We start from the raw sequence: 19,070 nt of genomic DNA, 5'->3' as shown, positions 1-19,070 counted from the left end.
CCTCCCTAGGATGTGGTTCAGACGCCTCTGGCGCCGTCGACGTCGACGCAGCTACCCGTAATCATCTCGGCACGGGACGATGCGAGAAACAGCGCCGCATTGGCGATGTCATCAGGTCGGCAAAGGCGGCCGACCGGAATGGTGCTGGCGAAGGCTTTTTCACCCTCGGAACGATCCTTGCCGCTTCCGATGAAGTCGCTCAGAAGGCCGGTGTCGGCGGCAACCGGGTTGATCGCCAGGCAGCGGATGCCCTGTGAGGCAACCTCCAGCGCGATTCCCTTGGTCAGGACGATCACCGCCGCTTTCGAAGCGCCGTAGATGTTAAGCCCGGGGCGGGGACGGACCGCAGTCATCGAAGCGATGTTGAGGATCACGCCACTCTTCTGCGGCTTGAAGACGCTCAACGCCGCCTGACAGCCCCAGATCACGCCGTTGAAGTTGACGCCCATCATCCTGTCGATGAATTCGGGCTCGAGTTCCTCGAGGTTGGTCGGCGCCATCGCGATCCCGGCGTTGTTGACCATGATGTCGAGTCGCCCCGTCTTGGTGACGGCCAGTTCGACGAGAGCGAAGACATCTCCGCGCTTGGAGACATCGCAGGCCGTAGCAACGATTTGTCCGGTCGATCCGCTGAGCGCTTTGGCCGTCTCTTGGGCGATGTCCGCCTTGATGTCGGCGATAATGACATTCGCACCTTCCTGCGCGAAAGCGGTTGCGATGGCGCGGCCGATCCCGGCCCCGCCGCCAGTTACGACGACGGTTTTTCCTTCGTATTCAGACACTTATTCCTCCAGGAAGCTTAGTTGAACTTGATCGCGACGTTCTTCGTCTGCGTGTAATAGCGGAGCGTCTCCAGACCCTTTTGGCGTCCGAACCCGCTTCGCCCGGTGCCGCCGAACGGCATTTCGACACCACCTCCGGCGCCGTAGTTGTTGATGAAGACTTGGCCGCCGGTCAGGCGACGGGCGAGGCGCAAGGCCCGGCCAAGCTCGTTGGTCCAGACCCCTGTGGCGAGACCATAGGGGGTGTCGTTGGCGAGCTTTAAGGCCTCGGTTTCATCCTCGAAGACGAGCACGGTTATGACCGGCCCAAAGACTTCGTGCCGCGCGATGTGTGAATTTGGTGTCGCGGCGCGGACAATGGTCGGTTCGAAGAAGAGATCGCTTGATCCGATGGTGCGGCGCCGACCGCCGAGCAGAACTTCGTCCCCGTCCTCGATGGCCTTGCGCAGGCCTTCCTCAATATGCACGATCTGCTTTTCCGAGACGATTGGTCCCATGCCCCGGTCATCCATGCCCGGTGCAAGATCAATATCGCCCATCATCTTTTTCAACCGGGCAATCGTCTCGTCGGCGATGGAGCGTTCAACCAGAAGCCGCGATCCCGCAGAGCAGGTCTGGCCTGCATTCTGAGTGATCGACTTCACGATGACGGGCAGGGCAGCGTCCAGGTTCGCATCCGAGAACACGATATGGGGCGGCTTGCCTCCGCACTCGAGGATGACCGGGGTGTTGTTCTTGGCCGCAGATTGCATGATGCGAGACGCCGTCTGGACCGATCCGGTGAAGGTCACATGGCGCACCTCGGGATGGCTGACAAGCGCGTCGCCCACTTCCCCACCAAAGCCTGTGACGACGTTGATCACACCTTCTGGAAACCCGACCTGCTGGGCCAGTTCCGCCAGTATGATCGACGTTTGAGGCGTATCCTCCGCGGGTTTGATGATGGCGGTGTTACCGGTGGCAAGCGCCACGGAAACACTTCGTGAGGCCATCTGCAGCGGATAGTTCCAAGGAGTTACATGCGCCGTAACACCGAATGGTTCGCGCACGGTGTAATCGAGCACGTCGGGGCCAATCGGAATGGTCTCGCCGCCGATCTTGTCGGCCACGCCGGCGTAGAAGCGGAAATATCGAGCCGCCACGACGACGTCGGCTTCGGCTTCGGACAGGCGCTTGCCGACGTCCTGACTTTCAGCGCGGGCGAGCTTTTCCTTGTTGGCGAGAATGCTGTCGGCGAGTTTGAAAAGCAGTGCCGCCCGGTCCGCCGGTGCCATATCGTACCAGCCCTCGGAATGAAACGCCGCGCTTGCGGCGCTGACGGCGCGCTCCACATCCTCGACATCGCCACGGGGGACGGTGCCAATCCGCTCCAGCGTTGAAGGGTCAATCTTGTCAAAGACTTTCCCGCTCGCGCTTGCGACCGCACGGCCCGCGATATGCATCTTAAGTTCCATCATTTCTTCCGAAGTCCTCCAATTCTTCAATCAGGCCTGCGGGCGGGGCCGCACGATTCCCGTTTTACAAGGTGAGTGCGCACTTCCACCGGCACGGCTTCCGCTGCGTCCTCATCATTCTCTTTTTCTCCCAACAGCCCCACCAGTCGCTCTGCCGCCCTGACGCCCACCTCGAGCAGGGGGCGCACGATCGCGGTGATCGGCGGCTCGAGAAGGCTGAGCAGCTGCCCGTCCTCGAAGCTGACCAGCGACACGTCGGCGGGACATGTCACGCCGTTCCGGCGCAGTTCCTTCAGGACTCCGATAAAGATCGTATTGTTTAGGCTCAGGATCGCGGTGATCCGGCCCGCCTTTATGTCGTCGAGGTTGGATTGAACCGCCTCTGTGCCCCAGCGTTCGTCAATGTGGCGGCAAGCAATATATTCCCTGGTGCCGTCGAGACCGCGTTTGCGCCTGACGTCCCGGTAAGCCTGGACCGAACGTGTCGTCGGCAGGATGTTGGCGCTTCCGCCCACGATCAGGATACCGCGGTGGCCAAGGTCGATGAGGTAGTCCATCGCTTCGGCCACCGAACTGTAATAGTCGATGATCACCCCACCCGAGAGACCCGGCATCACGCGGTTGATCAGGACGTGGGGGAGGCCGGCAGAGATGATCACGTCGCTCAATTCGCGGCTCGGCTCGCAATTCGGAGAGAGCATCACCCCGTCGAATTGCTGTTTTCCCATGTAATGGGCGATCTGCGATATGCAGTCCTCGTCGTCGATATGACAGAGCGACATCGAATAGTTGCGCTGTTTCAGGTAGCCCTGCGCGCCTTGGGCGATCCGGGTGAAGGCAATGTTCGACATGTTGGCCAGAAAGGCGACGTTGCCGAAATTCTTCGATCGCATGGCCCTTGCGCCAAGGTTCGGGCGGTATCCGAGCGAACGCGCGGCCTCTTCGACGCGCTTTTTCACACCCGGCCGGACGCCCTCTTTGCCGTTCAGCGCCCGAGACACCGTCCCAAGGCTATATCCCGTTTCAGCCACGATGTCCTTGATCGTGACAGATCCCTTATGTGTGCGCTTGGCCATAACTCTCTCAAACCCGATATTTTTCGATCACGTCCTGATTGAGTTCTACACCGATGCCCGGGGCTGTAGGGACCTCCATGTAGCCGTTGCTGATTTTCGGGAAATTGCTCGGAAGCTCCCAAAGTAGCGGGTCGCGCGCCTTGTTCGCGAAGATCTCGACATAAAGTGCATGGGGGTTGGCGGCGATGAGATGTACCGCGATCTGCGGCTCCTCGTGGTGCGCCATCTCGACATTCATGAAGCGTGCCATGGCCGCGACGCGCTGCCATTCGGTCACACCGCCACAGAGGGTGCAGTCTAGGTTGAGGATGTTGACGTCGCCCTTGGACATCAGGTCTCGACAGGCAATGCCGGTGATCTCGCCCTGGCCGACATTGATCGGTATGCGTGTCTTCGAGGCAAGCCGCTTCAGCCCGTCGGTCTGGTCGTGCCAGGTCAACGGCTCTTCCAGCCAGCGAATTCCAAGGTCGAGTTTTTCGGCGGCGGCACAAAAGTCGATGGCGTCGCCAAGCTTCCAGCCCTGATTGGCATCCACTGTCAGGACAAAGTCGTCACCACCGGCTTTGCGCGCAGCGCGAACGCGTTCGATATCTTGATCGACGGCCATCCGACCGACCTTCATCTTGATGCCAATGCACCCGGCAGCACGCACGGCGTCGATTTCTTCGGCGATGGCTTCGCTCGGGTCCTGGCCGTCGGGCGGGTAGTAGCCGCCGATCGAGATCACTGGCACGCGGTCGCGCACGCCGCCGAGGAGTTTCCACAGCGGAACGCCGTAGTGGCGGGCGCGGGCATCCCACATCGCATTGTCGATCGCGCTGATCGCCTGCATGAGAATGGCGCGGGGGTGCATGTCCAACTGGTGCAGGCCGCGGTTGCCTAGGTCGACAAAAGTGTCGGACATCAATTGCCAGAGTTTTTGGAAATCCCGGATGTCTTCGCCGACAAGTTTCGGCGCATAGACGGCGTTGATGGTTTCCACAATGCGCGACTGCGTGTCGGTTTCGTCGCCGCCATAGATCGACCCGATTGTCCCATCCTCCAGCGTGACGCTGGTGAGAATTGTTGGGCGGGATTTGACGACATAGGTCCCACCGCTGAACGGGCGCGACAGGTCTAGGTTGAGGGCGATCGCCTCGACACGTGATATTCTCATTCTTTTCTCCCTAAACGTTCCAGCCATCGTGAAATGAAACGTTTCATTGATGTTGAAATGCCTAAATGAAACGTTTCCATGAGTCAACGCCGCTTTTGCGTCTCTTCAATTTGGAGGCGTTCGAATGATGATTGGTCCTGATCTCTGATCGCGGCGCGCGACCTGCCTTGACGTCGAAAGCCAAAGAGCAAGTTTCCGGGTCCGTTCCGATCAATGCTTTCGGTGCTCTTCCCAACGATTCAGGCGCCGCTCATCGCATACATATTTGAGACAATGCTGGATGATCTGCAGGCACTGAACGCGTTATCTTTCGGCTTGTGCTGGTTCTTGAGCATCTTCGACCCTCCGTTTTCCGAAACATGAGGGGAAACCCATTTGGCAGGCTCACTCTTCGATCAGGTGCCTGAACGCATCAGGGACATCGTTCGTCAGCGCATCCACTCAGCGCTGGTTCTCTATGGGACGCGTCTCTTTCCCGTCCCTTTCGCTTCGCATAGGTGATGCTGGCTGTTAAAGCCGTGACAATTCGGCTTGGTGAGTTCCGATGCGCTTGGGAAAGGCGAACCTGCTTCTAGAAGATCTCCGCTGGCATGAAGCTGCTGGTTGTCTGTCCGTTGCTTCGTTAGACTTGCGATCACCGGAGTGACAAGCAGGGCGAGAGTTGAGAAGTATGAGCGCACGCGGAAATCGACTGGACGACGCCGCCCGGGCGGGGTGGCTCTATTATGTGGCAGGGAACACGCAGGATCAGATTGCCGCGGCGCTGGGGGTTTCGCGCCAGTCGGCGCAACGTCTTGTTTCCCTCGCCGTTACGGAAGGGCTCGTCCGGGTGCGGATCGATCATCCGATTGCTGCTTGCATGGAAATGGCGCGAAGGTTGAAGGAGCGCTTCGGTCTTCAGTTCGCCGAAGTGGTGCCCAGCGATCCTGAATCGAACTCGACCACAGTCGGCGTGGCAGAGGCGACGGCGGCCCAGATTGAGCGTCATCTGCTTTCACAGGAGCCCATCGTCATGGCGATCGGGACAGGGCGCACGCTCAAGGCTGCGATCGAACAACTCCCGCCGATGGAATGTCCTCAACACCGCATCGTCTCACTGACAGGAAATATCGCTCCCGACGGTTCGGCGGCCTACTACAACGTTATCTTCACCATGGCGGATACCGTGAAGGCCCGCAGCTTTCCCATGCCCCTGCCGGTCATCGTCTCGTCGTCGGAGGAGCGGAATCTTCTCCACGAGCAGCCGATGATCCGACCGGCGCTGGAACTGGCAAGACGGGCGGATGTCACGTTTGTCGGTATAGGCGACATGACAGATAACGCACCGGTGTTCGAAGACGGTTTCGTTTCCAGGCCGGAGCTGGACGCCCTCCAGAAGGCTGGTGCGGTCGGGGAGATCGTGGGGTGGTCTTTTGGCACAGACGGAACCTTCATCGAGGGCGGACTGAACGATCGTGTCGCAAGCGCGCCATTGCCGTCGTCAGGAACCTCGCTCGTCATAGCAGCGGCAATGGGCGCGCGAAAACTTCCCGCCATCAAGGCGGCCGTCAGTCGCCACATTGTCAACGGGTTGATTACTGATGAGCGGACAGCGACAGCGCTGCTGGAGGCTGGCTGAGTCAGATCTTCGGGCACTCGCTTCCATTTCAATGAGACGGAAGGGCTTGACTTTGCAGTGAAGTGAGTATTTGCTCATTAACATAGCATTTGCTCAAATCTTTGGGAGGAGACCATGAGGGCGAGGCTTCTGGCCATGATGACGTGCTCGGCAATGACCATTGCCGGTGTCGCGCAGGCGGAAACACTGACAATAGCAACCGTGAACAATGGCGATATGATCCGCATGCAAAAGCTTGCGGGCGCGTTCACGGAAAAGCATCCCGATATCGAACTGGAATGGGTGACGCTGGAGGAAAATGTCCTGCGTCAGCGCGTCACCACTGACATTGCCACCAAGGGCGGTCAGTACGACATTATGACCATCGGCACCTATGAGGTGCCGATCTGGGCCGCGCAGAATTGGCTGGTGCCACTCGATTTCGCCGCGGACTATGACGTCGATGATCTGCTGCCCGCCATCCGCGCAGGCCTTTCGATGGACGGAACGCTTTATGCGGCGCCATTCTACGGTGAGAGTTCCTTCGTCATGTACCGCAAGGACTTGTTCGAGGAAGCCGGGCTCGAGATGCCGGAGGCCCCAAGTTGGGACTTTATCGGCGAAGCCGCGCGCAAGATCACGGACAAGGACAATGAGGTTTACGGCATTTGTCTTCGCGGCAAGGCCGGCTGGGGCGAGAACATGGCGTTCCTCACCGCCATGGCGAACTCGTTCGGTGCGCGCTGGTTTGATATGGAATGGAAGCCGCAGTTCGACCAGCCGGAATGGAAGGAAGCCCTGCAGTTCTACATCGATCTCATGAACGATGCCGGACCGCCCGGAGCATCCTCCAATGGCTTCAACGAGAATCTGGCGCTCTTCCAGACCGGAAAATGCGGCATGTGGATCGACGCCACGGTGGCGGCCTCATTTGTGAGCAATCCGGATGAAAGCCAGGTTGCCGACAAGGTGGGCTTTGCGCTTGCTCCCGACAAGGGGCTCGGCAAGCGTGGGAACTGGCTCTGGGCTTGGTCTCTGGCCGTTCCGGCAGGCTCGCAGAAAACCGATGCGGCAAAGACCTTCATCGCCTGGGCGACAAGCAAGGAATACAGTGCGCTCGTGGCGGAGAAGGAAGGGTGGGCCAATGTGCCGCCCGGTACGCGGACCTCGCTCTATGAGAACTCCGCGTATCAGGAAGCCGCACCTTTCGCCGACCTGACCATCAAGTCCATTCAGGCTGCTGATCCGACCAGCCCGACGGTCGAAGACGTGCCATATGTGGGCGTGCAGTTTGTCGCGATCCCCGAGTTTCAGGGGATAGGGACGGCGGTCGGCCAGCAATTCTCGGCCGCACTTGCCGGGCAATCCAGCGTCGACCAGGCGCTGTCCAACGCGCAGGCCCTGACCCAGCGCGAAATGGAAAAGGCGGGATATCCCAAGTAAACCCGCCACCCCCCGGAATCGCGGCTGCCCCTCTCTCTCTCGGCTGCGATTCCGGTCTCGCCTATCGGTCAACATTCGGTTTGAAGAGGCAGGCTCATGGCCACGCTACAGACCCGCGCCAGCGCCCGGCTGATGATGACGCCCGCAGTCGTTCTGCTGCTTCTGTGGATGGCTGTTCCGCTGGCCATGACGCTTTATTTCTCGATGTTGCGCTACAACCTCCTCATGCCGGGCATGGAGGAGTGGGCAGGCTTCCTGAATTACCGGTTTTTCCTGACGGATCCCGCATTCCTCACTGGGCTGTTGAATACGCTGCTTTTGGTGGGGGGCGTGCTCCTCATCAGTGTCGGTGGCGGCATTCTGATGGCGCTCTTGCTCGACCAGCCGTTCTTCGGGCAAGGCATTGTGCGCTTGATGGTCATCGCTCCCTTTTTCGTGATGCCAACCGTATCGGCGCTGGTCTGGAAGAACATGCTGATGCATCCGGTGAACGGGCTGTTTGCCTGGATCGCGCGGACCTTCGGCCTTCAGCCTGTCGACTGGTTTGGCGAGGCGCCGCTCTTTTCGATCGTCATGATCGTGTCCTGGCAGTGGCTGCCCTTCGCAACGCTCATCTTGCTGACGGCTCTCCAGTCGCTCGACACGGAGCAGAAGGAAGCCGCGGAAATGGATGGCGCAGGCGCTCTCTCCCGCTTCATTTACATCGTGCTGCCGCATATGGCGCGTGCGATCACGGTGGTGGTGCTCATCGAGACCATATTCCTGCTCTCGGTTTTCGCCGAGATCCTCGTGACCACCAATGGTGGGCCGGGCGTGCAAACAACCACTGTGACCTATCTGGTCTATGTGCAGGCGCTTTTGCAGTTCGACGTGGGTGGTGCCTCCGCCGGCGGCATCGTTGCGGTGGTGTTGGCGAATATCGTTGCCATCTTCCTTGTCCGCCTCATCGGCAAGAATCTGGAATAGGAGAGAGCCGATGGCCCGTGGCGTTTCCACCCGCACCCGTATCACCTTCACCGTCATTGGTTGGCTGGTGGGCTTCATCATCTTCTTTCCGATCCTCTGGACGGTGCTGACCAGCTTCAAGTCTGAAGGCGCGGCGATCGCAACCCCGCCACAATTCCTTTTCTTCGAGTGGACGGCGGAGAACTATGTCGAGGTCAACAGCCGCTCCGACTACCTGAAGCATTTCATGAACTCGGTGGTGATCTCGCTTGGTTCGACCTTGCTCGGCCTGCTCATTGCCATCCCGGCAGCCTGGGCCATGGCATTTGCGCCCACGAAACGGACCAAGGACGTGCTCCTGTGGATGCTGTCCACGAAGATGCTGCCGGCAGTCGGTGTTCTGGTGCCGATCTACCTGTTGTTCCGCGATGCGGGGTTGCTCGACACGCGCATCGGCCTCGTGTTTGTCCTCACCATGGCGAACCTGCCGATCATCGTGTGGATGCTCTACACCTATTTCCGCGAGATACCCGGCGATATCCTCGAAGCCGCCCGTATGGACGGCGCCTCGCTTGCCAAGGAAATCATCTATGTGCTGACGCCGATGGCGGTCCCGGGCATCGCCTCCACCCTGCTTCTCAACATCATTCTCGCCTGGAACGAGGCCTTCTGGACACTCAATCTGACCGCAGCCAAGGCGGCACCTCTCACGGCTTTCATCGCCTCCTATTCCAGTCCGGAGGGGCTGTTCTGGGCAAAGCTCTCGGCCGCATCGACACTCGCCATCGCCCCGATCCTCATCATGGGCTGGTTTTCGCAACGTCAGCTCGTGCGTGGCCTCACTTTCGGCGCCGTCAAATAAGGAACGACCACCATGGGGGAAATCCGACTCGAAAAGGTGCACAAGGCCTTCGGCTCGACCGTCGTCATTCCCGAAATCGATCTGGAGATTGCGGACAATGAGTTTGTCGTGTTCGTCGGTCCGTCAGGCTGCGGCAAATCCACACTGTTGCGCCTGATTGCGGGCCTGGAAGACACGACAAGCGGCCGGATCCTGATTGACGGTGAAGATATGACCGCTCGCGCTCCGGCAAAGCGTGGCTTGTCCATGGTCTTCCAGTCCTATGCGCTCTATCCGCATATGAGCGTTTACAAGAACATCGCCTTCCCGCTGAAAATGGCAGGAGCGGACACGGCGGTGATCGACGAAAAGGTGCGCAACGCCGCGCGCATCCTGAACCTGACGGATTATCTCGACCGTCGCCCCGGCCAACTTTCCGGCGGTCAGCGCCAGCGTGTGGCGATCGGCCGTGCGATTGTCCGCGAGCCAAAGGCGTTTCTCTTCGATGAGCCCTTGTCGAATCTCGATGCGGCCTTGCGCGGCTCCATGCGGCTTGAGATCAGCGAACTTCATCATCAGCTCAACACGACGATGATCTACGTCACCCATGATCAGGTGGAAGCCATGACGATGGCCGACAAGATCGTGGTGTTGAACGCGGGACGCATCGAACAGGTGGGCTCGCCTCTGGAGCTTTATCGCAGCCCGCGAAACCTTTTTGTAGCGGGTTTCATCGGCTCGCCGCGGATGAATTTCGTCAAGGGGGTCGAGGCAGAGAAGATGGGGGCGGCGACAATCGGTGTGCGCCCTGAGCACCTCCAGCTTTCTACCGAAAGCGGTCACTGGAAGGGCAAGGTCGGCGTGGCTGAGCATCTTGGTTCCGACACGTTTCTTCATGTCGATATTGACGGGATCGGGCAACTCACCGCGCGCGCCGACGGTGAGTTTGCATTGCGTCACGGTGAGACGGTCTATCTCACCCCGTCCCCCGAGCGCCTGCACCGTTTCGACGACGCCGGCAACGCCTTGAGTTGATGGTCCGGCACACAGGGTAAGCAGAATAAAGAAGGTGTCTTGAAATGTATCTGGAAAAACTCAGGCTCGATGAACGCGTCGCCGTCGTCACCGGCGCGGGACAGGGTATCGGCGCCGCATGCGCGCGCGCGCTCGGCGAAGCCGGCGCCCATGTGGTCGTTGCCGACATGAAAGCTGATCTGGCGGAAGCGAGCGTCGACGCCTTGAAAAAGCTGGGCCATTCGGCGGAGAGCATCGTGCTGGACGTGACCCGGTCGGACCAGGTGAATGCGGCGGCTGATGCAATTGAACAGCGGCATGGGCGGATCGACATTCTCGTCAACAATGCAGGCGTGGCGCAGAGCGATGTGCCGGCTGAAAACACCAGTGACGAGCATTGGCGTTTCCATATGGACGTCAATGTCGACGGGTTGTTCTGGTGCTGCCGAGCCTTCGGTCGCAAGATGCTGGAACGCGGCAGCGGTTCAGTCGTCAACATCGGTTCCATGTCCGGCGTGATCGTCAACAAGCCTCAGCCCCAGGCATTCTACAATGCCTCCAAGGCGGCGGTGCACCAGCTGACCAAGTCGCTCGCCGCCGAATGGGGACGGCGCGGGGTTCGCGTCAACGCGGTCGCTCCAACCTATATCGAGACACCGCTCACGGCGTTCGGTATTCGGGAAAATCCCGAAATGTATGCTACCTGGCTCGAGATGACCCCCATGGGGCGTGTCGGTCAACCCGACGAGATCGCCTCGGTGGTCCAATTCCTCGCTTCCGATGCATCCAGCCTCATGACCGGTTCGATCGTGTTGGCGGATGGCGGTTATTCCTGCTGGTGAGGGATGTGTCTCCCGTGACAACGAGGCACGATATCGCGCTTGTGATCTTCGATTGTGATGGCGTGCTCGTGGACAGTGAGCCGCTTTCCATGCGGGTCCTGTTGGAAACCGTTGCGGAAAATGGCGTTCATATTGATCCGGAGACGGCTTATGAACTGTTTCTCGGTCGTTCGTTGAGCACAATCAGATCGCTGCTCAGCGCTGATTTCGGCGTTGATCTTGATGAGGCTGCGCTCTCGCGCATGCGAGAGAACCTTTACGCAACCTTTCGTAACGAACTGCAGGCCGTCAGCGGGATCCAGCACGCCCTCGACGGTCTTGCCCTGCCATACTGTGTTGCGTCTTCCAGCCAGCCGGAGCGTATCCGTGTGTCGCTTGGGGTGACGGGACTTCTTGATCGTTTCGAACCGAATGTGTTCAGCGCGACGATGGTGCCCAACGGCAAGCCGGCTCCCGATCTCTTTCTCTTTGCCGCCCGCTCGATGGGGATTGAACCGGCCCGTTGTGTCGTTGTGGAAGACAGCCCTGCCGGGATCGAGGCTGCGCACCGGGCAGGTATGCGGGTCCTGTGCTTTGCCGGTGCATCCCACGCTGGATCAAAAGCGCATCGCGCAATCCTGAAACGCTTGGAACCGGACCTGATTTTTGACAGGATGCAACTGCTTCCGGACCTTATCGTCCGGTTGGAGGAGATCCAGAGAGAGAATTGATGCGCAATTTTGTGGTGGCGGTTGACGTGGGCACAGGAAGCGCCCGCGCCGGTGTGCTTGACCGTGAGGGCCAACTTCTGGGGCGAGCCGAGACTCCGATCCGGATGAACCGGCCTGCAGCAGATTTCGCCGAGCAGGATTCCGAAGACATCTGGCGCGCGGTGTGCGCTTCGGTGCGCAATGCGGTTGAACGGGCAGGGGTGTCGCCTCAAAGCGTCGTCGGTATAAGCTTCGATGCCACATGTTCGCTGGTGGTGCGAGATCGTGATGGTGGCCAGCTAAGTGTTTCACCCGATGGGGGACCGGGCTGGGACACGATCGTCTGGCTCGATCATCGTGCCCTTGCCGAAGCCGATGAATGCACGCGGACCGGCCACCGTGTGCTTGATTACATCGGTGGCGTCATGTCGCCGGAGATGCAGACACCGAAGCTGATGTGGCTAAAGCGAAACCTGCCGCAATGCTGGAATGCGGCAGGTCATTTTTTCGATCTGGCAGATTTCCTGACCTGGAAAGCATCGGGTTCGCTCGCGCGGTCACAATGCACACTGACCTGCAAGTGGACCTATCTCGCACATGAAAAATCGGGTTGGCAGAGCGATTTCTTCGAAACTGTCGGTATCCCGGACATGCTTGAACGCGGACAATTGCCGGAAGAGGCGAGCCCCATCGGTCTGGATCTTGGACCACTCACCGCCAACGCTGCGGATGCGCTTGGTCTCACGCAACAGTGCAGGGTCGGAGCCGGGCTGATCGATGCTCATGGTGGAGCGCTCGGTGTGCTCGGCGGTTTTGCCGGCGACGCCTTCAGTATCGATCGGCACATGGCTCTGATCGCCGGGACGTCGAGCTGCGTCATGGCCTTTTCCCGCGAGGCTCGTCCCGTACCCGGCGTTTGGGGGCCCTATCTTGGCGCGGCATTGCCGGGATGCTGGCTCGCTGAAGGCGGCCAATCGGTATCAGGCGCTTTGCTGGATCACATCATACGCTGGCATGCAGCCGGGGGCGAACCGGATGCGCAGATGCACAAGCGTATCTGCGACCGCGTCAACGAATTGCGGGCTGTGGAGGGAAATGACCTTGCCGCCCGGCTGCACGTTCTGCCGGACTTTCACGGAAACCGGTCGCCGCTGGCCGATCCCCATGCGGTCGGTGTGATATCGGGACTGACCCTCGATGCCTCTTTCGACAGTCTTTGCCGGCTTTACTGGCGTACGGCGGTGGCGATTGCATTCGGAATTCGTCACATCCTCGATGCGCTGAACGAAACGGGCTATGCGATCGACACGCTCCACGTAACCGGAGGCCATACGAAAAATCCGTTGTTGATGGAGTTGTATGCGGATGCCGCCGGGTGCACGGTTGAAGAGCCGGGCGCGGAAGATGCCATGCTATTGGGAACCGGGATGGTGGCGGCCACGGCTGCCGGGCTCTACGATAGTCTGACGGATGCCTGTGTGAGTATGGCGCAGAAGGGCAGGGCGCGACGACCGAACCCGGTAGCCCGGGAACGTTTTGATCGCGACTATCGCGTCTTTCTGGAAATGCACCGCCAGCGCAGAACGCTGGACGCAATCGCCTCGGCGCGCGCCGGCAGCTGAGGCGCATCCTCCCGGCCCGTTTCGCGAGGCAGGTAATGTCCGGTTGGAAGGAATGAGGTGTCCGACGGCTCGTCTGCGCGCCGCCTCTGACCGGCTTGCGATAGATCCGTCACGGACGGCCATATTCACGTCAATGCGTCTTGCTCTATCCCCTGCAGGGGGATAGCATATACTAATGGCCACGGAACCTCATCTGCACGAAACACACCCCCAGATCGTCAAGCGCCTCAAACGCGCCGACGGGCATTTGCGCGGAGTCATCGACATGATCGAGGCTGGCAGACCTTGCCTTGAGATCGCACAGCAGCTCCACGCGGTCGAAAGGGCCATTGCACAGGCGAAGAAGACGTTGATCCAGGATCATCTTGATCATTGTCTTGAAGAGGTGATCGGGCCGATGGCGCGCGAGCGGCGGCAGGCACTCGATGAATTCAGGGAAATAGCGAAGTATTTGTGATGCTGGCGATCCTGAAGAACCGAATCTATCGCCATCTGTTCGGCGCGCAGGTGATCGCACTGATCGGAACCGGGCTTGCGACAGTGGCCTTGGGTCTGCTCGCTTTCGAACTGGCTGGCGACAATGCAGGAGCGGTGTTGGGAACGGCGCTCGCCATCAAGATGATCGCTTATGTCGGTGTTGCGCCGCTTGCCTCCGCCTTCGCAGAAAGAGTGCCGCGCCGCGCAATGCTTGTGACACTCGATCTGGTGCGCGCTGGTGTCGCAATATTCCTGCCCTTCGTCACGGAAGTCTGGCAGGTTTACGTGCTTATCTTCATGCTGCAGTCCGCTTCAGCGGGGTTTACACCGGCTTTTCAGGCCACGATTCCCGATATCCTGCCGGATGAGAGAGCGTATACGCGGGCGCTTTCCCTTTCGCGTCTGGCCTACGATCTTGAAAGCGTCGTGAGTCCGATGCTGGCGGCGGCCCTCCTTTCCTTTGTCTCTTTTCACAGCCTGTTTGCCGGAACCGTGATCGGGTTTCTCGTCTCGGCGGCGCTCGTGATGTCGGTGGCCTTGCCCAGCCCGAAACCGGCAAAGCCACGCGGCATCTATGATCGGACAACGCGCGGCATTCGCATTTACCTTGCAACGCCACGTTTGCGCGGGCTCTTGGCGTTGAACCTCGCCATTGCTTCGGCGGGAGCTCTGGTGATCGTCAATACGGTTGTCTATGTGCAGGGTGTCTTCGCCCTCGACAATCAGGCGACTGCGCTGGCGCTGGCGGCATTCGGTGGCGGTTCGATGGTGGCCGCGCTCACTCTGCCCAAATTGCTGGACACCGCTTCGGATCGCACGGTGATGCTGGCGGGGGCGTGTCTTCTCGCGGTTGGCACGCTGGCCGCGGCGGCGCTGCCCGGCTTCGGGTGGTTGGTGGCGTTGTGGTTCGTGCTCGGCGTCGGGTTTTCAACGGCGCAGACGCCGTCGGGCAGGTTGCTGAGACGTTCGGCCAATGCCGAGGATCGCCCGGCACTCTTCGCCGCGCAATTTGCGCTGTCTCATGCCTGCTGGCTTATCGCATATCCGCTAGCCGGTTGGGCAGGGGTTGCCCTTGGCCTTCCCGCCACGTCGATCATCCTCGCGGCGCTGGCCGCGGTTGCTATAGGGGTCGGCCTTGCCATCTGGCCGGCCCGCGATCCCGAGATTGTAGAACACAGCCATGATGACCTCCCGGAGGATCATCCGCATCTTGCGGGAGATGGGCACGGGCGTCGTCACGCCCATGCCTATGTGATTGACGACATGCATGCCGCATGGCCGCGCGAGCGGTGATCATCGGAGGTTGAGGGTTACTCGGCTGCGTCGCGTTTGGGCAGCACCCAGCCCGGACGGGGGAAATGACATGTATACCCGTTCGGATACCGCTCCAGATAATCCTGATGCTCCGGTTCGGCTTCCCAGAAATCGCCCACGGGCTCCACTTCCGTCACGACCTTGGCGGGCCACAATCCCGAGGCGTCGACATCGGCAATCGTATCTTCGGCGATGCGCTTCTGTTCATCCGTCACATAGTAAATGGCTGAACGATACGACATGCCTATGTCGTTGCCTTGGCGGTTGACGGTCGTGGGATCATGAATCTGGAAAAAAAACTCCAGAATGCGCCGGTAGCTTGTTTGCTCCGGATCGAAGATGATCTCGATGCCTTCCGCGTGGGTGCCATGGTTGCGATAGGTCGCATTGGGCACATCGCCGCCAGTGTATCCCACGCGGGTGCTCACGACGCCGGGCATTTTGCGGATGAGATCCTGCATGCCCCAGAAGCAACCGCCGGCAAGTACTGCACGTTCCGTCATTTCACGTCCTCCACCTGGTCGAGATAGGCCCCGTAGCCTTCCGCCTCCATCGCGTCGCGATGGACGAAGCGCAGTGCGGCCGAGTTGATGCAATAGCGCAGACCGCCCCGGTCGATGGGCCCGTCTTCGAAGACATGGCCGAGATGGCTGTCCCCATGGACCGAGCGCACCTCGGTGCGGATCATGCCATGGGTCGTGTCGCGCAACTCGTTGACATGGGCAGGCACGATCGGTTTGGTGAAACTTGGCCAACCGCAACCGGATTCATACTTGTCGCTGCTGGCGAACAGCGGCTCGCCCGAAACAATATCGACATAGATGCCCGGTTCCTTGTTGCTTAGGTATTCACCTGTGCCCGGCCGCTCCGTGCCGCTCTGCTGCGTCACGTAATATTGCTCCGGTGTCAGACGGGCCAAGGCTTCTTCGGTCTTCTTGTAGTTCATTCGCAGCTCCGGCTTCCTGATTGTTCGTCTCCATCAAGATCGGGCATCGGTGGAGAGCCCAATGCCCGCTGAGCCTGATGTAGGTATCGCGACTGTATGATCCCAATCATATTCGTGTGATGCTCACGGGCAAACGACAATGTGTCTGGAGAAAGATCGGGAACGTTGAAAGCGTTTCTGAATTTTCGTGCTTGACGTTCCATTGACTGGAAGGTCTAGAAGCCCAATCCTGAACAATGTTTTTCGGGATGAACGTGATGAATGCCCCTGCTGCCAGTGCCTCTCCAGCAAATGTCAAACGCTTTCGCGTCGAGGGGCTGAGCTGTGCTTCCTGCGTCAGGCGCACAGAAAGCGCGATCGAGGCTGTCGATGGCATCGAAAGTGCGACGGTCAATCTGGCAACCGGAACCGCCGAGGTGCACCTCAAAAACGGCGTGGATTTCTCAAGCATCGTCAAGGCGGTGAAAGGGGCTGGCTACAAGATACCGGCAAGCCGTCTCGATATTGGCGTTGACGGGATGACCTGCGCCTCCTGCGTGCGCCGGGTTGAACAGGCCATTGCGGCAGTCCCCGGCGTTTCCGGCGTGACGGTCAACCTCGCCACCGAAAGCGCCTCTGTTGATCTCTTGAATGATGACGCCCGTTCCGGTGTGGAAGAGGCGATCCGCAAATCCGGTTACACGCCAGTCTTGCGCTCCGATCGCGTTGGCGACAGCGATGCACATGAGGCGGCCAAGGCCGCAGAGCTGCGCGCGCTCAAGCGCGATTTCACGCTGGCGGCAATCTTCACCCTACCGATCTTCCTTTTTGAAATGGGCAGTCACTTCGTACCGGGCATGCATGCCTGGCTGATGGGCATTGTCGACCGCTCGACGCTTTACATCGTCTATTTCATCCTCGCGACCATTGTTCAGTTCGGTCCCGGATTGCGCTTTTACCGCAAGGGTTTTCCGGCGCTGATGCGCTTTGCGCCCGACATGAACTCGCTCGTCATGCTCGGTTCCTCCGCTGCCTGGGCCTATTCGGTCGTGGCCACCTTCGCACCCGCCATTCTTCCCTCGGGAACCGTCAATGTCTATTTCGAGGCGTCCGCCGTCATCGTCACGCTCATCCTGCTTGGACGGCTTCTGGAGGCACGAGCCAAGGGGCGTACCGGCGAAGCCATCAAGCGGCTGATGGGGCTGCGCGCCAAAAGCGCGCGCGTTCTCCGCGATGATGCCTTCATTGATGTGCCGCTCGAGGAGGTGGTTGTCGGCGACCGCCTTCAGGTGCGCCCGGGCGACAAGGTGCCGGTCGATGGTGTCGTCGAGAGCGGCGCCTCCTATGTTGATGAAGCCATGATCTCGGGTGAGCCTGCGCCTGTCTCCAAGGCGGAAGGCGACGAGGTGATCGGTGGCACCATCAACAAGGCAGGCAGCTTCGTGTACCGGGCCACCAAGATCGGTGCCGACACGGTGCTGGCGCAGATCATCCGGATGGTTGAAAACGCCCAGGGAGCCAAGCTTCCTGTTCAGGCCATGGTCGACCGGGTCACGGCTTGGTTCGTGCCGGCAGTCATGCTGGCGGCGGCGCTGACCTTCGTCATATGGCTGATGTTTGGTCCGGATCCGGCATTGGCTTTCGCGCTGGTCAATGCGGTGGCGGTTCTCATCATCGCCTGCCCCTGCGCCATGGGGCTTGCGACACCAACCTCCATCATGGTGGGCACCGGTCGCGCAGCACAGCTGGGTGTCCTGTTCCGCAATGGCGAAGCGTTGCAGAACATGCGCAACACGCGCGTTGTCGCATTCGACAAGACCGGCACGCTGACGCTGGGGCGCCCCGCACTCACCGACTTCGTGGTGCAGCCCGGTTTCGAGCGTGCGGATGTCCTTTCGCTCGCCGCTTCCGCGGAGGCCATGTCGGAACACCCGGTGGCGGATGCTATTGTGGAAGCCGCGCGTTCCGAAGACCTGCGCCTCAAGTCGGTCGACGAGTTCAAGGCGGTTGCGGGCTTTGGCATCGCTGCCGATGTCGATGGTCGACGTCTTCACATCGGCGCGGACCGCTTTATGCGCCAGCATAATGTCGAGATCGGCAAGGCCTCAGCCGACGCCGAGAAACTCGCCGCCGATGCCAAGACACCGCTTTACGCTGCGGTCGATGGCAGGCTTGCCGCCCTGATCGCCATTGCCGATCCGGTGAAGGAATCGACTCCCGAAGCCATCGCGGCACTTCATGCACTGGGGTTGGAGGTCGCCATGGTCACCGGCGACAACCGCCGCACCGCCGAAACGATTGCTGCAAGGCTCGGTATCGACCGTGTGGAAGCCGAAGTGCTGCCGGAAGGCAAGGTCGAGGCGATCAAGCGCCTGCGCGGGCAGGTAGGCCCGGTTTGCTTCGTCGGCGATGGCATCAACGATGCTCCGGCTCTGGCGGAAGCCGATGTGGGCATTGCCATCGGCACTGGCACCGACGTCGCCATCGAGAGCGCGGACGTGGTTCTGATGGCCGGGGATGTCACAGGCGTCGCAAACGCCATCGGTCTTTCGCAGGCGACCATGAAGAACATCAAGCAGAACCTGTTCTGGGCTTTCGCCTACAATGCAAGCCTCATCCCGGTCGCTGCGGGCGTGCTCTATCCCGCCACTGGGCTCTTGCTTTCGCCCATGCTTGCCGCCGGGGCCATGGCGCTTTCCAGCGTTTTCGTACTCGGCAATGCCCTGCGGCTCAAGCGCTTCAGGGCACCTCTGTCTGTGCGGTCGGCCGATTAGGGGAGACCTCATTTCGGCAAGTCCAACTCGGCAAGGTAAGGTGGGACCATAGACCCGCCTGACACCCATTTGTGGGGAACTCCAAAAACGGAGTCGACAGAGCACCCGCCCCCATGCAT

At 60.1% G+C, this 19,070-nt stretch carries 17 protein-coding genes; 11 read left to right on the top strand and 6 right to left on the bottom strand.

Features of this window, described 5'->3' with window-relative positions:
- Positions 1-17: 17 nt before the first annotated feature.
- The 4 genes from KW403_RS04670 to KW403_RS04655 are packed head-to-tail and all read right to left on the bottom strand — an operon-like array spanning position 18 to position 4,468.
- Positions 18-782 (bottom strand): SDR family oxidoreductase, encoded by a 765-nt coding sequence (locus KW403_RS04670; protein WP_223021590.1) that lies wholly within the window; start codon positions 780-782, stop codon positions 18-20.
- A 17-nt stretch (positions 783-799) separates the two neighbouring features.
- Positions 800-2,236 carry an aldehyde dehydrogenase family protein gene (locus KW403_RS04665; protein WP_223021589.1) on the bottom strand — a complete coding sequence of 479 codons (1,437 nt, stop codon included), beginning with the start codon at positions 2,234-2,236 and terminating at the stop codon, positions 800-802.
- Positions 2,237-2,262: 26 nt separating this feature from the next.
- Positions 2,263-3,312, bottom strand: a complete 1,050-nt coding sequence (locus KW403_RS04660; protein WP_223021588.1) for a LacI family DNA-binding transcriptional regulator — start codon at positions 3,310-3,312, stop codon at positions 2,263-2,265.
- Positions 3,313-3,319: 7 nt separating this feature from the next.
- Positions 3,320-4,468, bottom strand: a complete 1,149-nt coding sequence (locus KW403_RS04655) for a mandelate racemase/muconate lactonizing enzyme family protein (protein WP_223021587.1) — start codon at positions 4,466-4,468, stop codon at positions 3,320-3,322.
- Between the two features lie 670 nt (positions 4,469-5,138).
- Here KW403_RS04655 and KW403_RS04650 point away from each other — a divergent pair.
- From KW403_RS04650 to KW403_RS04605, 10 genes are all read left to right on the top strand, one after another.
- Entirely contained in the window at positions 5,139-6,086 is a 948-nt protein-coding gene (locus tag KW403_RS04650; protein ID WP_223021586.1) for a sugar-binding transcriptional regulator, read from the top strand.
- A gap of 114 nt (positions 6,087-6,200) precedes the next feature.
- Positions 6,201-7,508 carry an ABC transporter substrate-binding protein gene (locus tag KW403_RS04645; protein ID WP_223021585.1) on the top strand — a complete coding sequence of 436 codons (1,308 nt, stop codon included), beginning with the start codon at positions 6,201-6,203 and terminating at the stop codon, positions 7,506-7,508.
- Between the two features lie 96 nt (positions 7,509-7,604).
- Positions 7,605-8,474, top strand: a complete 870-nt coding sequence (locus KW403_RS04640; protein ID WP_223021584.1) for a carbohydrate ABC transporter permease — start codon at positions 7,605-7,607, stop codon at positions 8,472-8,474.
- A gap of 10 nt (positions 8,475-8,484) precedes the next feature.
- On the top strand, positions 8,485-9,315 hold the full coding sequence (locus KW403_RS04635; protein WP_223021583.1) for a carbohydrate ABC transporter permease: 831 nt from the start codon (positions 8,485-8,487) through the stop codon (positions 9,313-9,315).
- A 12-nt stretch (positions 9,316-9,327) separates the two neighbouring features.
- Positions 9,328-10,329 carry an ABC transporter ATP-binding protein gene (locus KW403_RS04630; RefSeq protein ID WP_223021582.1) on the top strand — a complete coding sequence of 334 codons (1,002 nt, stop codon included), beginning with the start codon at positions 9,328-9,330 and terminating at the stop codon, positions 10,327-10,329.
- 44 nt (positions 10,330-10,373) lie between these two features.
- Positions 10,374-11,150, top strand: a complete 777-nt coding sequence (locus KW403_RS04625) for an SDR family NAD(P)-dependent oxidoreductase (protein ID WP_223021581.1) — start codon at positions 10,374-10,376, stop codon at positions 11,148-11,150.
- Positions 11,151-11,164: 14 nt separating this feature from the next.
- Positions 11,165-11,860, top strand: a complete 696-nt coding sequence (locus tag KW403_RS04620) for an HAD family hydrolase (protein WP_223021580.1) — start codon at positions 11,165-11,167, stop codon at positions 11,858-11,860.
- Positions 11,860-13,461 carry an FGGY-family carbohydrate kinase gene (locus tag KW403_RS04615; protein ID WP_223021579.1) on the top strand — a complete coding sequence of 534 codons (1,602 nt, stop codon included), beginning with the start codon at positions 11,860-11,862 and terminating at the stop codon, positions 13,459-13,461. The genes KW403_RS04620 and KW403_RS04615 overlap by 1 nt, the downstream gene beginning before the upstream one ends.
- 175 nt (positions 13,462-13,636) lie before the next feature.
- Positions 13,637-13,918, top strand: a complete 282-nt coding sequence (locus tag KW403_RS04610) for a metal-sensing transcriptional repressor (protein ID WP_223021578.1) — start codon at positions 13,637-13,639, stop codon at positions 13,916-13,918.
- The gene (locus KW403_RS04605; RefSeq protein ID WP_223021577.1) at positions 13,918-15,231 is read left to right on the top strand and encodes an MFS transporter; all 1,314 of its coding nucleotides are present in this window, start codon (positions 13,918-13,920) and stop codon (positions 15,229-15,231) included. Before KW403_RS04610 ends, KW403_RS04605 begins: the two co-directional genes overlap by 1 nt.
- A 17-nt stretch (positions 15,232-15,248) precedes the next feature.
- On the opposite strand, the gene msrA is transcribed toward KW403_RS04605, so the two are convergent.
- Both msrA and msrB read right to left on the bottom strand, forming a co-directional pair.
- Positions 15,249-15,755: a peptide-methionine (S)-S-oxide reductase MsrA gene (gene msrA, locus KW403_RS04600; RefSeq protein WP_223021576.1), complete on the bottom strand. Its 507-nt coding sequence runs from the start codon at positions 15,753-15,755 to the stop codon at positions 15,249-15,251.
- Positions 15,752-16,198, bottom strand: a complete 447-nt coding sequence (gene msrB / locus KW403_RS04595; protein WP_223021575.1) for a peptide-methionine (R)-S-oxide reductase MsrB — start codon at positions 16,196-16,198, stop codon at positions 15,752-15,754. Before msrB ends, msrA begins: the two co-directional genes overlap by 4 nt.
- A 257-nt stretch (positions 16,199-16,455) precedes the next feature.
- Between msrB and KW403_RS04590 the strand changes: the two genes are divergently transcribed.
- Positions 16,456-18,951, top strand: coding sequence for a heavy metal translocating P-type ATPase (locus KW403_RS04590; RefSeq protein WP_223021574.1), 2,496 nt, complete (start codon positions 16,456-16,458; stop codon positions 18,949-18,951).
- Positions 18,952-19,070: the final 119 nt, after the last annotated feature.

The sequence above is a fragment of the Nitratireductor kimnyeongensis genome, assembly GCF_019891395.1.
GTDB lineage: Bacteria > Pseudomonadota > Alphaproteobacteria > Rhizobiales > Rhizobiaceae > Nitratireductor > Nitratireductor kimnyeongensis.
The sequence above is the reverse complement of the archived record's forward strand: the minus strand, read 5'-3'. Positions and strand labels throughout refer to the sequence as shown.

Excerpts from the sequence above, each read along its gene's own strand:
- KW403_RS04630 (WP_223021582.1), top strand. The coding sequence starts at position 9,328 with ATGGGGGAAATCCGACTCGAAAAGGTGCACAAGGCCTTCGGCTCGACC.
- KW403_RS04610 (WP_223021578.1), top strand. The coding sequence starts at position 13,637 with ATGGCCACGGAACCTCATCTGCACGAAACACACCCCCAGATCGTCAAG.
- KW403_RS04640 (WP_223021584.1), top strand. The coding sequence starts at position 7,605 with ATGGCCACGCTACAGACCCGCGCCAGCGCCCGGCTGATGATGACGCCC.
- msrB (WP_223021575.1), bottom strand. The coding sequence starts at position 16,198 with ATGAACTACAAGAAGACCGAAGAAGCCTTGGCCCGTCTGACACCGGAG.
- KW403_RS04605 (WP_223021577.1), top strand. The coding sequence starts at position 13,918 with ATGCTGGCGATCCTGAAGAACCGAATCTATCGCCATCTGTTCGGCGCG.
- KW403_RS04660 (WP_223021588.1), bottom strand. The coding sequence starts at position 3,312 with ATGGCCAAGCGCACACATAAGGGATCTGTCACGATCAAGGACATCGTG.
- KW403_RS04665 (WP_223021589.1), bottom strand. The coding sequence starts at position 2,236 with ATGGAACTTAAGATGCATATCGCGGGCCGTGCGGTCGCAAGCGCGAGC.
- KW403_RS04635 (WP_223021583.1), top strand. The coding sequence starts at position 8,485 with ATGGCCCGTGGCGTTTCCACCCGCACCCGTATCACCTTCACCGTCATT.
- KW403_RS04625 (WP_223021581.1), top strand. The coding sequence starts at position 10,374 with ATGTATCTGGAAAAACTCAGGCTCGATGAACGCGTCGCCGTCGTCACC.
- KW403_RS04645 (WP_223021585.1), top strand. The coding sequence starts at position 6,201 with ATGAGGGCGAGGCTTCTGGCCATGATGACGTGCTCGGCAATGACCATT.
- KW403_RS04615 (WP_223021579.1), top strand. The coding sequence starts at position 11,860 with ATGCGCAATTTTGTGGTGGCGGTTGACGTGGGCACAGGAAGCGCCCGC.
- KW403_RS04590 (WP_223021574.1), top strand. The coding sequence starts at position 16,456 with ATGAATGCCCCTGCTGCCAGTGCCTCTCCAGCAAATGTCAAACGCTTT.
- msrA (WP_223021576.1), bottom strand. The coding sequence starts at position 15,755 with ATGACGGAACGTGCAGTACTTGCCGGCGGTTGCTTCTGGGGCATGCAG.
- KW403_RS04655 (WP_223021587.1), bottom strand. The coding sequence starts at position 4,468 with ATGAGAATATCACGTGTCGAGGCGATCGCCCTCAACCTAGACCTGTCG.
- KW403_RS04650 (WP_223021586.1), top strand. The coding sequence starts at position 5,139 with ATGAGCGCACGCGGAAATCGACTGGACGACGCCGCCCGGGCGGGGTGG.